The 13074-nt window shown below is 72.1% G+C and carries 12 protein-coding genes; 4 read left to right on the forward strand and 8 right to left on the reverse strand.

Annotation, left to right across the window (positions count from 1 at the left end; genetic code table 11):
• Window positions 1–290: 290 nt before the first annotated feature.
• Both ACN28A_RS17000 and ACN28A_RS17005 read left to right on the forward strand, forming a co-directional pair.
• Window positions 291–917 (forward strand): DUF47 domain-containing protein, encoded by a 627-nt coding sequence (locus ACN28A_RS17000; RefSeq protein WP_421396377.1) that lies wholly within the window; start codon window positions 291–293, stop codon window positions 915–917.
• Window positions 918–923: 6 nt separating this feature from the next.
• Complete coding sequence (locus tag ACN28A_RS17005) at window positions 924–1925, forward strand: inorganic phosphate transporter (protein WP_421396379.1); 1002 nt, start codon at window positions 924–926, stop codon at window positions 1923–1925.
• 61 nt (window positions 1926–1986) lie between these two features.
• On the opposite strand, the gene ACN28A_RS17010 is transcribed toward ACN28A_RS17005, so the two are convergent.
• Entirely contained in the window at window positions 1987–2982 is a 996-nt protein-coding gene (locus ACN28A_RS17010) for a Gfo/Idh/MocA family protein (protein WP_421396381.1), read from the reverse strand.
• A gap of 200 nt (window positions 2983–3182) precedes the next feature.
• Here ACN28A_RS17010 and ACN28A_RS17015 point away from each other — a divergent pair, with 200 nt between their 5' ends.
• On the forward strand, window positions 3183–4013 hold the full coding sequence (locus ACN28A_RS17015) for an NUDIX hydrolase (RefSeq protein ID WP_421396383.1): 831 nt from the start codon (window positions 3183–3185) through the stop codon (window positions 4011–4013).
• A gap of 115 nt (window positions 4014–4128) precedes the next feature.
• Here ACN28A_RS17015 and pstB read toward each other — a convergent pair whose 3' ends face one another.
• From pstB to ACN28A_RS17050, 7 genes are all read right to left on the reverse strand, one after another.
• Window positions 4129–4905: a phosphate ABC transporter ATP-binding protein PstB gene (gene pstB / locus ACN28A_RS17020; protein WP_421396385.1), complete on the reverse strand. Its 777-nt coding sequence runs from the start codon at window positions 4903–4905 to the stop codon at window positions 4129–4131.
• 15 nt (window positions 4906–4920) lie between these two features.
• Window positions 4921–6012: a phosphate ABC transporter permease PstA gene (pstA, locus tag ACN28A_RS17025; protein WP_421396386.1), complete on the reverse strand. Its 1092-nt coding sequence runs from the start codon at window positions 6010–6012 to the stop codon at window positions 4921–4923.
• A complete protein-coding gene (gene pstC / locus ACN28A_RS17030; RefSeq protein ID WP_421396388.1) occupies window positions 6009–7175 on the reverse strand; it encodes a phosphate ABC transporter permease subunit PstC in 1167 nt (388 codons plus the stop codon). Before pstC ends, pstA begins: the two co-directional genes overlap by 4 nt.
• Window positions 7176–7224: 49 nt before the next feature.
• Complete coding sequence (gene pstS, locus ACN28A_RS17035) at window positions 7225–8328, reverse strand: phosphate ABC transporter substrate-binding protein PstS (RefSeq protein ID WP_421396390.1); 1104 nt, start codon at window positions 8326–8328, stop codon at window positions 7225–7227.
• Window positions 8329–8614: 286 nt separating this feature from the next.
• Window positions 8615–9574: a mycothiol synthase gene (mshD, locus tag ACN28A_RS17040; protein ID WP_421396392.1), complete on the reverse strand. Its 960-nt coding sequence runs from the start codon at window positions 9572–9574 to the stop codon at window positions 8615–8617.
• 40 nt (window positions 9575–9614) lie between these two features.
• On the reverse strand, window positions 9615–10673 hold the full coding sequence (locus ACN28A_RS17045; protein ID WP_421396393.1) for a polysaccharide deacetylase family protein: 1059 nt from the start codon (window positions 10671–10673) through the stop codon (window positions 9615–9617).
• 251 nt (window positions 10674–10924) lie between these two features.
• Window positions 10925–11638, reverse strand: a complete 714-nt coding sequence (locus ACN28A_RS17050; protein WP_278065663.1) for a winged helix-turn-helix transcriptional regulator — start codon at window positions 11636–11638, stop codon at window positions 10925–10927.
• Between the two features lie 270 nt (window positions 11639–11908).
• Between ACN28A_RS17050 and ACN28A_RS17055 the strand changes: the two genes are divergently transcribed.
• A complete protein-coding gene (locus tag ACN28A_RS17055) occupies window positions 11909–13051 on the forward strand; it encodes a hypothetical protein (protein WP_421396395.1) in 1143 nt (380 codons plus the stop codon).
• Window positions 13052–13074: the final 23 nt, after the last annotated feature.

Consider the following 13074-nt stretch of genomic DNA (forward strand, 5'->3'; position numbering starts at 1 on the left):
CGGACCGGGAGGTAACGGTGGAACTGGGGGTCGACGGCGTGCTCGGGCGGTTGTCGGGGCGGCGAATCTCACACCCTGCCGGCTGGGCGGGTTCGTCGGGGTTCGTGCCCTCGTGTCGGGGAATTAGGTGAACGTTGGGTGAATGACAGGTGAACCGCCTTCGACCAGGGGTGGGCGGGCGAGAATCCCGATCCGAGGTTTCCTAGCATTCCCCAGGGGCAGCCTCCTGCGGCCCGCAGCCACCCGTCCGCCGCCACCCGTCCGCCCGACCGCAACGAGGTACCCGAGCCGTGAAGTTTTCCCTCCGCCCCTCCGCGGGCGCCTTCTACGAGTTGTTCAGCAGAGCCGCTCAGAACCTGGTACGGGGTACCGAGCTGCTGAACGAGCTGGCCCTGCCCGGAGTCGACGTCCAGTCGGTGAGCGAACGGCTCACCGAGGTCGAGCACGACAGCGACCAGATCACCCACGAGCTGTACAAGAAGATCAACTCTACCTTCGTCACGCCGTTCGACCGGGAGGACATCTACCGGCTCGGCTCGCTGCTCGACGACGTGATGGACCACCTGGAGGCGGTCGGCAACCTGCTCTACCTCTACGGGCTGACCAAGCTGCCGTCGCTGCCCCGGGAGATGCACGAACTGGTGAACGTCCTCGACCAGCAGGCCAAGCTCACCGCCGAGGCGATGCCCCGGCTGCGGGCGATGAAGGACCTGGAGGACTACTGGATCGAGTGCAACCGGCTGGAGAACGACGGCGACCAGGCGTACCGGATGCTGCTGGTCCGGCTCTTCTCCGGCGAGTACGACGCGTTGACGGTGCTGAAGATGAAGGAGGTCGCCGACGAGCTGGAGGCGGCCTGTGACGCCTTCGAGCACGTGGCCAACACGGTCGAGACCATCGCGGTGAAGGAAAGCTGACCCGCCGTGTCTCCTGAACTCATCGCCGTACTGGCGGTGATCGCCGTCGCGCTGCTCTTCGACTACACGAACGGGTTCCACGACGCCGCGAACGCGATCGCCACCAGCATCTCCACCCGGGCGCTGACTCCCCGGGTCGCGCTCGCCATGGCGGCGATCGGCAACTTCATCGGGGCGCACTTCGGCGCGGACGTGGCCAAGACGGTCGGCTCAGGTCTGGTCGACCTGCCGACCGGCGTCTCCAGCCTGGGCATCGTCTTCGCCGGAGTGATCGGGGCGATCACCTGGAACCTGATCACCTGGTACTTCGGCCTGCCGTCCTCCTCCTCGCACGCGTTGATCGGCGGGCTGGTCGGCTCGACGCTGGCCGCCTCCGGCACGGTGCTCTGGAAGGGCATCGGCGAGGACGTCGTACTGCCGATGATCCTCTCCCCGCTTGTCGGCTTCCTCCTCGGCTACCTGGTGATGGTCGCCGTGCAGTGGATCTTCCGGAACGGGCAGCCGGGCAAGCTGAACCGGGGCTTCCGGTGGGCGCAGACCGCCTCGGCGGCGGCGATGTCGATCGGGCACGGCATGCAGGACGCCGCGAAGACGATCGGCATCGTGGTGCTCGCCCTCTTCGTCGGCGGCTACCAGGACAGTGCCGAGCACATCCCGGAGTGGGCGTTCTGGACCTCGGCGACGGTGCTCGCCCTGGGCACCTACGCGGGCGGCTGGCGGATCATCCGTACCCTCGGGCGGAAGATCATCGACCTGCGGCCGCCGGAGGGCTTCGCCGCCGAGACCGTGGCCAGCGGCGTGCTCTACTTCAACGCCCTGGTGCTGGGCGCGCCGATCTCCACCACGCACACCATCACCTCGGCGATCATGGGCGTCGGCGCGACCAAGCGGCTCTCCGCCGTCCGCTGGGGCGTCGCCGGCAACATCGTCGGCGCCTGGGTGCTCACCTTCCCGGCCGCCGGCTCGATCGGCGCCCTGATGTACCTGCTCGTCAACCCGCTCTTCTAGGCAGAAGGTGTGAGGACGGGCCCCCCGCTGCAACGGAAAACGGCAGCGGGGGCCCGTCCGCTCACGGATACGTGACGCCGATCTGCTCGCGGATGTCGTCGAGCAGGCCCATCACCTCGAGGGTCGCGGCGTGCGGCACCAGCGGGCTCTCCAGCAGACCGGCGGCGAGACAGCGCTGCACCTCGGCCGCCTCGTGCTGGTAGCCCGAGCCGGTCAGCTCGACCGGCAGCAGTTCCGGGTCGGCGCCGTCGCGCAGCAGGGTGACCTGGCCCGGCCGGTAGAACGGCGGGGCCAGCTCGATCCGGCCGGTCCGCCCGGTGACCGTCGCCGCCACCCGGGTCGCGCCGATCATGCCGCAGCTCAGCGTGGCCACCGCGCCGGAGTCGTAGCCGAGGATGATCCCGGTGTTCTCGTCCACCCCCTCCGGGCTGATCTTCGCCCAGGAGCGGACCTGGTCCGGCACGCCGAGCAGCAGGTGCGCCAGGCTGATCGGATAGACCCCGAGGTCCAGCAGCGCACCGCCGCCGAGCGCGCGGGCCCGCATCCGGTGCTCCGGCGGGAACGGCCCGCCGACCCCGAAGTCCGCCTGCACGCCGGTCACCTCGCCGATCGCGCCGTCGGCGATCAGCTCCAGGATCCGGAGTACGGCCGGATTGCACCGCATCCACATCGCCTCCATCAGGAAGCGCCCCCTGGCGGTGGCGGCGTCGACGAGGCGCTGTGCGGCGGGCCGGTCCAGGGTGATCGGCTTCTCGACGAGTACCGCCCGGCCGGCGTCCAGGCAGGCGGTGGTGGCGTCGAAGTGCGCCGCGTGCGGGGTGGCGACGTACACCACGTCGAGGTCGTCGTCGGCGGCGAACTCCTGCCACGACCCGTACGCCCGGGGGATCTGGTGCCGGTCGGCGAAGGCGCGGGCGGTCTCCAGCGTGCGGGAGCCGACGGCGACGACCTCCGCGTCCGGCAGCAGCCGGAGGTCCTCGACGAAGGTGGCGGCGATGTAGCCGGTGGCCAGGATGCCCCAACGCGTCTTGCGGTCGGGGCCGGATTGCTGCGCCATGGAACCTCTTCACCTACGGGGCCGGCGGTGACGTCCGCCAGTCAACGGCACGGGAACGGACCTGAAGCATCCCCAGCGACCCCCTCCCGAGGCAAAGCGGCCCCAGGAGCAGGATCGCCCGCAGCGGCTGGTCCGGCGGGTGGGCGGCGGGCGTGGTGGGGGTGGGAGGTGAGGGCGGGGCGGGAAACTACGCTCGCGGGATGCGCAGCTTTGCCGTTCCGGAGTCGATCGCCGCACACGCCCGCCGGTTCTACGCCGAGGGCGGGGTGCCGGTGCCGCCCCGGCCGGCGGCGACCGTCCTGCTGCTCCGGCCCGACCCGGCCGGCGAGGCGGGCTTCGAGGTCTACATGATCCGTCGAGCCGCCGGCATGACCTTCGGCGGCATGTACGCCTTCCCCGGCGGCAGCGTGGACCCGGGCGACTCGGAGATCCGGCTCGACTGGACCGGGCCGGACGCCGCCGGCTGGGGCGACCGGCTCGGGCTGTCCGCCGGGGCGGCCCAGGCGGTGGTCTGCGCGGCGGCCCGCGAGGTCTTCGAGGAGGCGGGGGTGCTGCTGGCCGGCCCGGATCCGGGAACGGTCGTCGGTGACGTCAGCGGCGACGAGTGGGAGCGGGCCCGGCAGGCGCTGGTGAACCGGCGTACCGGCTTCGCCGACCTGCTCCGGGACTGCCGGTTGACCCTCCGGGCCGACCTGCTGCTGCCGTGGAGCCGGTGGATCACCCCGGAGTTCGAGCCGCGCCGCTTCGACACGTACTTCTTCGTGGCGTTGCTGCCGGCCGGGCAGCGGCCCCGGGACGTCTCCGGGGAGGCCGACCGGACCGTCTGGATCCGCCCGGCGGAGGCGCTGGCCCGATCGGCGGCGGGGGAGCTGGCGATGCTGCCGCCGACCCTGGTCACGCTCACCGAACTCGACGGCTGTCCGGACCTGGCCGCCCTGCCGGCCGCCGCCGCCGGCCGTGACCCGGCCGCCCCCATCGTCCCCCGCATCGCCGAGACCGAGGACGGCACCCCCACCTTCGTCCTGCCCTGAGCCGTCCTGCCGGCACGCTGGAGATGATCCCGGAGCGTCCGGCCGGCGGGAGCGAGCCGGACGTTCCGGGATCATGACTCATTAGGGAGCAGCGGGGCAGCACGGGCTGGGCGGGTCAGCCGAAGCGGCCGGTGATGTAGTCCTCGGTCTTCTTGACGCTCGGGTTGCTGAAGATCTTCTGGGTGTCGTCGTACTCGATGAGCCGGCCGGGGTCGCCGGTCCGCTCGATCGAGAAGAAGGCCGTCCGGTCCGAGACCCGGGCCGCCTGCTGCATGTTGTGCGTGACGATGATGATCGTGTAGCGGTCCTTCAGCTTGAACATCAGGTCCTCGATCGCCAGGGTGGAGATCGGGTCCAGGGCCGAGCAGGGCTCGTCCATCAGCACCACCTGCGGCTCGACCGCGATGGTCCGGGCGATGCAGAGCCGCTGCTGCTGCCCGCCGGACAGGCCCGCGCCGGGCTTGCCGAGCCGGTCCTTGACCTCGTCCCAGAGGTTCGCCGAGCGCAGTGCCCGCTCCGCCGCCTCCGCCAGGACCGACTTGCGGCGTACCCCGTTGAGCCGCAGCCCGGCGACCACGTTGTCGAAGATCGACATGGTCGGGAACGGGTTCGGCCGCTGGAAGACCATCCCGATCATCCGGCGGACCGCCGTCACGTCCACGTCCCGCTCGTAGATGTTCTGGTCGTCGATGGTCAGCCTGCCGTCGACCCGGGCGCCCGGCAGCACCTCGTGCATCCGGTTGATGGTGCGCAGGAAGGTCGACTTGCCGCAGCCCGAGGGTCCGATGAGCGCGGTGACGGTCTTCGGTTCGACGGTGAGGTTGATCTCCTCGATCGCCTTGAACGAGCCGTAGTACGCGGTGACGCTCGTCGCGTCGATTCGCTTGGCCATGATCATTCCTTCGGGTCAGCGGCCGAACCGGTTGCGGCGGGCCAGCAGTTTCGCCGCGATCGTCAGGATCAGCACGAGGGCGACGAGGGTGAGGGCGGCGGCCCAGGCGCGGGCCGGTGCGTACCGGGAGGCGTCCCCGGCCTGCTGGTAGACGAAGAGCGCCAGCGAGGACTGGTTGTTCTCGAACGGGTTGAAGTTGATCGCCGCACCGCCGCCGGCCACCAGCAGCACCGGTGCGGTCTCCCCGGCGGCCCGCGCGACGGCCAGCATCACGCCGGTGACGATCCCGGGCAGCGCGGTGGGGAGCACGATCCGCAGGATCGTCTTCCACTTCGGGATGCCGAGCGCGTACGAGCCCTCCCGCAGCGGCGCTGGCACCAGCCGGAGCATCTCCTCTGTGGACCGGACGATCGTCGGCAGCATCAGCACGCTCAGCGCCAGCGAGGCGGCGAAGCCGGAGTAGCCCGGCCGCCCGTCGTTGAAGTACGGCGAGACGATCAGGATCCAGAAGGCGAGTACGAAGAGGCCGGCGACGATCGACGGGATGCCGGTCATCACGTCCACGAAGAACCGGATGGTGAAGGCGAACCGGCCCCGGCCGTACTCGACGATGTAGATCGCGCAGGCGATGCCGAGCGGCACGGTGATCAGGGTGGCGATGCCCACCTGCTCCAGCGTGCCGACGATGGCGTGGTAGGCGCCGCCGTTCGGGTCCCGGGCCCCGATGTTGTTCATCGAGGTGCCGAAGAAGTCGCCGTCCAGCCGTTCCAGGCCCTTGCTGACGAGTGTCCAGGTGACCGAGGCGAGTGGCAGCAGGGCGAGTACGAAGGCGGAGTGGATGAGCGCGCTCCAGGTGCGGTTGCGCGCCTGCCGCCGCCCCTCCACCGCGTTGCTGGCGACGAAGAGGCCGACCAGGTAGAAGACCACCGCCAGGGCGGCGACCAGGGCGTTGCCGCCGATCCCGGCGCCGTGCACCAGGACGGCGGCCAGCAGCACGGCGGCCACCGCGATGCCGAGGCTCGCCACCAGCGGCAGTTTCCGGGTACGCAGTCGCGGGCTCTGCCCCGGCGCGGCCGACGGGGGTGCCGGGGTAAGTGTCGTCGTCATGCGGCAGACTCCGTGAACTCCCGGCGCCGGTAGATGATCGCCCGCGCGGTGATGTTGACGATCAGGGTGATCGAGAAGAGCACCAGGCCGGAGGCGATCAGCGCGCCCCGGCCGACGTCGTTGGCCTCGCCGAAGGCGTTGGCGATGTTGGCCGCGATGGTGTTCCCGCCGTTGGAGATGATGTTGAACGAGATGTTGGAGACGATGCCGAGGGTCATCGCCAGCGCGATGGTCTCGCCGAGCGCCCGGCCCAGGCCGAGCATGGTGGCGCCGATGACGCCGGGCCGGCCGTACGGCAGCACCGCCGTGCGGATCATCTCCCACTTGGTGGCGCCGAGCGCGAGCGCGGCCTCCTCGTTCGCGGTCGGGGTCTGCCGGAACACCTCACGGGAGAGCGAGGTGATGATCGGCAGCACCATGATGGCCAGCACCAGCGAGCCGAGCAGGATCGACCGGCCGAACGGCCCGTCCCCGCCAAAGATCGGGATCCAGCCGAAGTACCTGTTCAGCCAGACCGAGAAGTCCTGCACCGGGCCGTAGAAGTAGTCCCGGCCCCAGAGCCCGAAGACCACGCTCGGCACGGCGGCCAGCAGGTCGACCAGGAAGCCGAGCGCGGTGCCGACCCGCCGGGGCGCGTAGTGCGACAGGTAGAGCGCGATGCCCAGCGCCACCGGCACGGCCAGCAGCAGCGCCAGCACGGAGGTGAGTACGGTGCCGAAGGCCAGCGCGCCGATGCCGAACCTCGGCTCCGCCTCGTTGGGGAACCAGCCCTCGAAGGTGAAGAAGTTGGCGGTGTTGGCGTTCAGCGCCGGTACCGCCTTGGCGACCAGGAAGATCGCGATCGCCACGATGATGACCAGCACCATCGTGCCGGCGGCCAGGGTGAAGATCTCGAAGAGGCGCTCGGCGCCGAAGGCCCGCCGTCGGGGCAGCGCACCGCCGCCGCCGAGGGCCGGGCCGCCGCCACCCGGGCCGGTGCCGCGGCCCGAACCGGCGCCACCGTTGCTGCCGTCGTCGCGCCGGCCGGCTCCGTCCGGAGCGCCGTCCGCGGATGTCACGGGTACGTCGACCGACAGCGCGGCACCGGCGGACCCGGTGTGACCGATGGTCACTCGGGATCCGCCGGTGCCGGCGTTGGCCGAGCGGTCTGGGGTGTCGCCCATCTGCTCGCTCGCTCCGTTGACGAAGTTGTGAGGGTGATCTATGTGGAGATCAGGCGAGAGCCTTGACCGACGCCTCGACCTTGGTGCGGACCGACTCCGGCAGCGGGGCGTAGCCCAGCTCGGTCAGGTCGGCCTGCCCCTCGGTGCTGGCGGCGTAGCCCAGGAAGCCCTTGACCAGCGCCAGCTTGTCGGCGGCGAGGCCCTTGGAGCAGACGATCTCGTAGGTCACCAGGACGATCGGGTACGCCCCGGCCTCCTTGGTGTTGAAGTCGATCTTCATCTTGAGGTCTTCGCCCTCGCCGGTCACCTCGGCACCGGCGATGGTCTTACCGGCCGACTCCGGGGTCAGCTCGGCGAATTCGCCGGCCCCGTTGCCGATCTTGGCCATCTTCAGGCCGCCGTTCTCGGCGTACGACATCTCGACGTAGCTGATGCTGCCGTCGGCCTGCTTCACCGCGCTGGCCACACCGTCCGACTTGGCCGCACCGGTGCCGCCCGGCGCCTTCCAGGCCTTGCCCTTGCCGAAGGTCCAGTCGGCCTCGGCGGTCTTGGCCAGGAAGTCGGTGAAGTTGTCGGTGGTGCCCGACTCGTCCGAGCGGTGCACGGTCTGGATCGTGGTCGACGGCAGGGTCGCGCCCGGGTTGTCGGCCTTGATCGCGGCGTCGTCCCACTTGGTGACCTTGCCGGCGAAGATCTTCGCCAGGGTGGCCGGCTTGAGCTGGAGGTTGTCCAGGCCGTTCACGTTGTAGACGATCGCGACCGGACCGATCACCATCGGCAGGTGGATGGCCTTGCCGTCGGGGCACTTGGCGTCGGCCTTCGGCTGCTCGTCCTCCTTGAGCGCCGAGTCCGAGCCGGCGAAGTCCGCGGTGCCGGCGATGAAGGCCTGGATGCCCGCGCCGGAACCGCTCGGCTCGTAGTTGATCGTCGAGCCGGTGCACATCTGCTGGTACGCCTTGCGCCACTCGTCGACCGCGTTCTTCTGCGCCGAGGAGCCCTGGGCGTTGATGGTCCCCGTGGCGCAGTCGGCCGCCGCGGCGGAGCCGGAGGCCGATGGCTCGGTGGGCTCGTTATTGTCCGAGCCGCACGCGCTGACTGCCAATGCCGTGACCAGAGCGAGACAGGCAATGGTGCCGTGCCGCTGGAGCTTCACCTGAAAGGTTCCCTTCACCTTGTGCTTAGCAAGCCCGGGGTGCGACCCCGGGAGCCGGCTGGTGGCCGGCTAGTAGGGAAGTTAGGAGCGCCAGGTAGCCGGTTCGCCGGTCATGAGTGAACGCAGGGTGAACAGGGAGAGCCGGCTGGGTGGCCGGATCCTGAGGGCAAGATGTCCGTTCCGTGAACCGTGGGACCGGTGTGACGAGTAGGGCCGATAGTGCGATTCGCGACAGGTGCGGTGCGCCGCTGTGCAGGGCGGCGCGCGCGACGGCAGTCCGCCCGGCTCAGGCCGGGGCCGCCGCCCCGGTACCGGACCAGCGGTAGCGCACGTGCCGCAGCCAGTTGGCGAAGCCGAGCCGGGCGTAGAGCGCCATCGCCCCGTCGTTCGACTCGTCGACGTAGAGCATCACCCGGGACAGTCCCCGGTCGCGCAGGTGGTGCAGGCCGGCAAGGGTGAGCGCACGGCCCAGCCCCAGCCCGTGGCTGTCCGGGTCGACACCGAGCACGTACACCTCGCCGATCGGGGTGGTCGCCTCCGTACCGTCGTGCACCTTCGTCCAGTGGAAGCCGAGCAGCCGTCCCGACGACTCCTCGACGGCGAGCAGGAAACCGGCCGGGTCGAACCACGGCTCGCCGAGCCGCAACCGCAGCTCGGCCGAGTCCCAGCCGCCCTGCTCGGGATGGCTGGCGAAGGCCCGCCGGTTGACGTCCAACCACGCCTCGTCGTCGACCCCGGGCCGGAACGCCCGGATGGCGACCCCGGCCGGCAGGCCGGCCTCGGGCAGCGGGTCCCGCAGCGACCGCCGCAGTTGCCACAGCACCCGGGACCGGTGCAGCCCCAGGTCGAGGGCGAGCGCGGCGGCGGACGGGTGGTCGCTGTGCGCCCAGACCAGCAGCGCGCCGCCTTCGGGTACGCCGGACAGCGCCGCCGAGACCAGCGCCCGGCCGACCCCCTGGCGGCGCCACCCCGGATGTACGACGAGTTCGGCGGAGACCTCGCCCGCCCCGTCCGGCCCCTCCAGGAACCCGTAACCGACAAGCGGCCCGGACGGGTCCCGCACGACGAGGTGGCTGGCGGGGCCGGTACCGGCGTGCCGCAGTCGCAGCGTCACGTGCTCGGAGAGCGGGTCGGCGCCGTCGGCGACGCCCGCCGCACCGGCCAGCGCGAGTACCGCCGGCACGTCCGCCGGGTCGAGTTCGTCGAGCCCGGCCACCCGTGGGTCGGTTCCCTGACCGTTGATCACCTGCCCACCGTAACCCGTGCCGAGGCGCCCACCGGTCGGGTCAGCCGCCGGCCGCCGGCCGGCCGCCCGGCGTCGGTTGCCCGCCGGCCACGCCGGGGGTGCTCGCCGACGGGCTGCCCGGCTCCGGCGGGCCGGTCGGCAGCGCGGCGAGCGCGTACTGCCGGGCGAGTTCGGGCAGCAGCCAGTAGAGCGCGACCATCGTGCTCTGCCGGTTGCCGCCGCCGTCGTGCAGCAGCACGATCGACCCGGGCGCGATGCCGGTGCTCACCCGGGTCGCGATGGTCGCCGCGCTCGGCCGGGTCCAGTCCTGCGGGTCGACCGCCCAGTGCACCGAGGTCATCCCCAACTGCCGGGCCACCTCGACGACCCGGGCGGTCCAGGCGCCGCCCGGCTGCCGGAAGTACCCGATCCGGGCCTCGGGCACGGCGGCCCGGATCGCCTGGCTGGTGCGCTCCAGGTCGGCCCGGATGCTGGTGGCGGGGCGCTTGCCGAGGTCGGTGTCGTGCCGCCAGGTGTGGTTGCACAGGGTGTGCCCGTCCGCCACGATCGCCCGGACCAGGTCGGGATGGGCCTGGGCGTTCTCGCCGACCAGGCAGAAGGTCGCCTTGACGTGGTATTCGCGCAGCGCGGCCAGGGCCTGCGGGGTGTACCGGGGGTCGGGGCCGTCGTCGAAGGTCAGCGCCACCTGGGGACCTCCGGTGCTGACCCGGGCGCCGTACGGGCCGCCCGGCTCGGCGGGGAGCTGCCCCGGCTGGTACGCCCGGGTGCCGTCCGGCTCGGCGGTACCGGGCTGGCCGCTGCCCCGGGCCGGTGCGCCGGCGGACGGCGTCGGCGACTGCGGAGCGCCCGGCCGTCCGGTCGGCCCGTCGCGCCGTCCGGGGTCGGCCCGCCCGTCGGCGGAGTCGCTCCCGGCCCGGTCGGCGGGGCGGTCGCCAGGTGCGCCGTCCGGCTGGGGGTGGTGCTGGGCCCGGGTCTCCGGCCGGGCGAACGGCCCGCCGGGGCGGCCGAGGGTGTGCCCGAGCGCGTACGCGCCGCCGAGCACGGCGGCGGTGACCAGGGTGGCGACCGTGAGCATGTGGGTCCGGGAGAGGGTGGGCATCAGCGCCCCGCCGTGCGGAGGGCGGGGGCATCCGTTCGTACCGGGCCGAAAACCACCGTGGGAACCGCTGGTGCCACCTCTGCCTCCTCCGGACGTTCCCGGTCAAGGCTACGTACGCATTGCCTGGATTCTCATGTTTTCTGTCATTTGCCGGACGGTCGCCCCCGGGCCACCGCCTCTGGAAGGACGCGGTACGCCGGAAGGCCACCCGGCGTACCGCCGGATGGCCTTCGTGGTCGAGCGGGGTCGGCTCAGACGGGCAGCGGCACGTTCTCCGACTCGGGCAGCGGCCGGGACGGCGGGGTGACGAACTTGTAGCCGACCTGCCGGACGGTGCCGATCATCGACTCGTACTCCGAGCCGAGCTTGGCCCGCAGCCGGCGTACGTGCACGTCGACGGTGCGGGTGCCGCCGAAGTAGTCGTAGCCCCAGACCTCGCGGAGCAACTGGTCCCGGGTGAAGACCCGGCCCGGGTGCTGGGCGAGGAACTTGAGCAGCTCGAACTCCTTGTAGGTCAGGTCGAGCGGGCGGCCCTTGAGCTTGGCGGCGTAGGTGTCGGGGTCGATGCTCAGCTCGCCGGCCCGGATCAGCCCGCCGGCCGCGGCGGTGGCGTTGCTCAGCCGGCCCACCGCGAGTCGCAGCCGGGCCTCCACCTCGGCCGGCCCGGCGCTGGCCAGGATCACGTCGTCGACGCCCCAGTCGGCGTTGAGCGCGATCAGACCGGCCTCGGTCACCACCGCGACCAGCGGCACTCCGAGCCCGGTGGCGTGCAACATCCGGCAGGTGGCCCGCGCCTCGCTCAGCTCCGAGCGGGCGTCGACGAGTACGGCGTCCGGGCTGGGCCCGGAGACGAGGGTGCGGACATCGCGGGGGGCGGTACGCACCGAGTGGGGGAGCAGGTCGAGTGCCGGCAGCACAACGGACGGTTCGCCTGCACGCGCGGTCACCAGCAGCAGGATCTCCACACATCACCTCCGTCCCGGCGGCGCGTCAAGCGCCGCGCGGTGGCCAGCGGCGCTCGGGCGGGGACTCCGGGACCGCTGGAGACTGGGGTCGTCCCGGCGTCACTGACGGGCAGGTAAGGCTCAACCTTATCGGAACTTCCGTCGGGTGTTCTCACACGTTCGGTTCATCGGTTGTGTGATCGGTCATTACCGGCAGGTTTCCGGATCGTGTTGCCGTACCGGGGCGGCCGGGCCCGGCGCGTCGGGCGGCCGATCTGGCACGATCGGGGCGTGTACCCCTCGACGCCACCGGAGACCGGCCGCGACTCCTGGCCGGAGAACCGCCCGGGTCCGACCGGCCCGCACCGCGCCCCCGACCCGCGCGGTCGCCCCGCCGGCCCGGACCCCCGCAGCCCCTTCGACGGCCCCCGCCCGGCCGACGGCCCGCGGATGCCCGACGGCCCGCGGAGGCCCGACGGTCCGCGCGGTGGCGACGGTCCGCGGGACCCGGACGGCTCCCGCCCCGGTGCCGGCCGTCGCAGCGGTGGCGGGGTGCGGCCGGACGGCGAGGCGGACCCGGCGGAACCCGACGACGACGAGGAGGCGCCGCCGGTACCGGTACGCCGGCTGCTCTCGGTGGCGATCGGCGGCTTCGCCGGACTGCTCGGCACCGGCCTGATCTTCGGCGCCCAGACCGCCGGCCCGGGGGCCCGGCTGCCGTTCGTGGTGGTCGTCTTCGGGGTGCAGTTGCTCTTCGTGCTGGCCTGGACCATGGCGATGCGACCGCCGGCGCTGCTGCTGGTCGGCGGGGTCGCGGTGCTGGTGGCGGGCGCCGCCGACGCCGCCGCCGTACTGCCGCAGATCGCCGCGCTCGCCCCACTCGGGTACGTGGCCGCCGGCGGCTTCCTCGTCGGGGTACTCGGGCAACTCGTCCGGTCGGCGGACCGGGCCCGGGTGACCGACTCGCTCGGCGCCACCCTCTTCATCGTGGTCGGGGTGGTCGCGTTCGGCACCCTGATCGTGCTCAGCCGGATCCCGAAGGGTACCCAGGCGATCTTCGTCTGCCTGACGGCGGCGGCGGTGGCGCTCACCGTCGCCCGGCTGACCGACGCGCTGCTGCCGTGGCCCCGGCTGGCCCCGCAGGTGCCGCGCGGCGCCGCCGGTGTGGTGATCGGGGCGATGCTCGGCACCCTCGCCGCCGGCATCCTCGGCAGCTACCTGGTGGCGTTCACCCCGGCCAGCGGGGCGATGATCGGACTGGTCGCCGCCGCCGCGGCCGTGCTGGCCGACCTCGGGGTCGGCTACGCCGAGGCGGGCCGGCAGATGGCCGGCGAACCGCCGACGATGTGGGTGGCCCGGCACATGCAGGGACCGCTCGGCGGCTTCGCCCTGGCGGCCCCGGCGGCGTACGCGATGAGCGTCTTCTTCCTGTAGGAAACGACTCTGTTAGCCTCGGC

This window comes from Plantactinospora sp. WMMB782 (genome assembly GCF_049179135.1).
Taxonomy (GTDB): domain Bacteria; phylum Actinomycetota; class Actinomycetes; order Mycobacteriales; family Micromonosporaceae; genus Plantactinospora.

Bases quoted from the DNA above. Each gene is read 5' to 3' on its own strand.
- ACN28A_RS17010 (WP_421396381.1), bottom strand. From the start codon at position 2,982: ATGGCGCAGCAATCCGGCCCCGACCGCAAGACGCGTTGGGGCATCCTG.
- ACN28A_RS17015 (WP_421396383.1), top strand. From the start codon at position 3,183: ATGCGCAGCTTTGCCGTTCCGGAGTCGATCGCCGCACACGCCCGCCGG.
- pstB (WP_421396385.1), bottom strand. From the start codon at position 4,905: ATGGCCAAGCGAATCGACGCGACGAGCGTCACCGCGTACTACGGCTCG.
- pstA (WP_421396386.1), bottom strand. From the start codon at position 6,012: ATGACGACGACACTTACCCCGGCACCCCCGTCGGCCGCGCCGGGGCAG.
- pstC (WP_421396388.1), bottom strand. From the start codon at position 7,175: ATGGGCGACACCCCAGACCGCTCGGCCAACGCCGGCACCGGCGGATCC.
- ACN28A_RS17045 (WP_421396393.1), bottom strand. From the start codon at position 10,673: ATGCCCACCCTCTCCCGGACCCACATGCTCACGGTCGCCACCCTGGTC.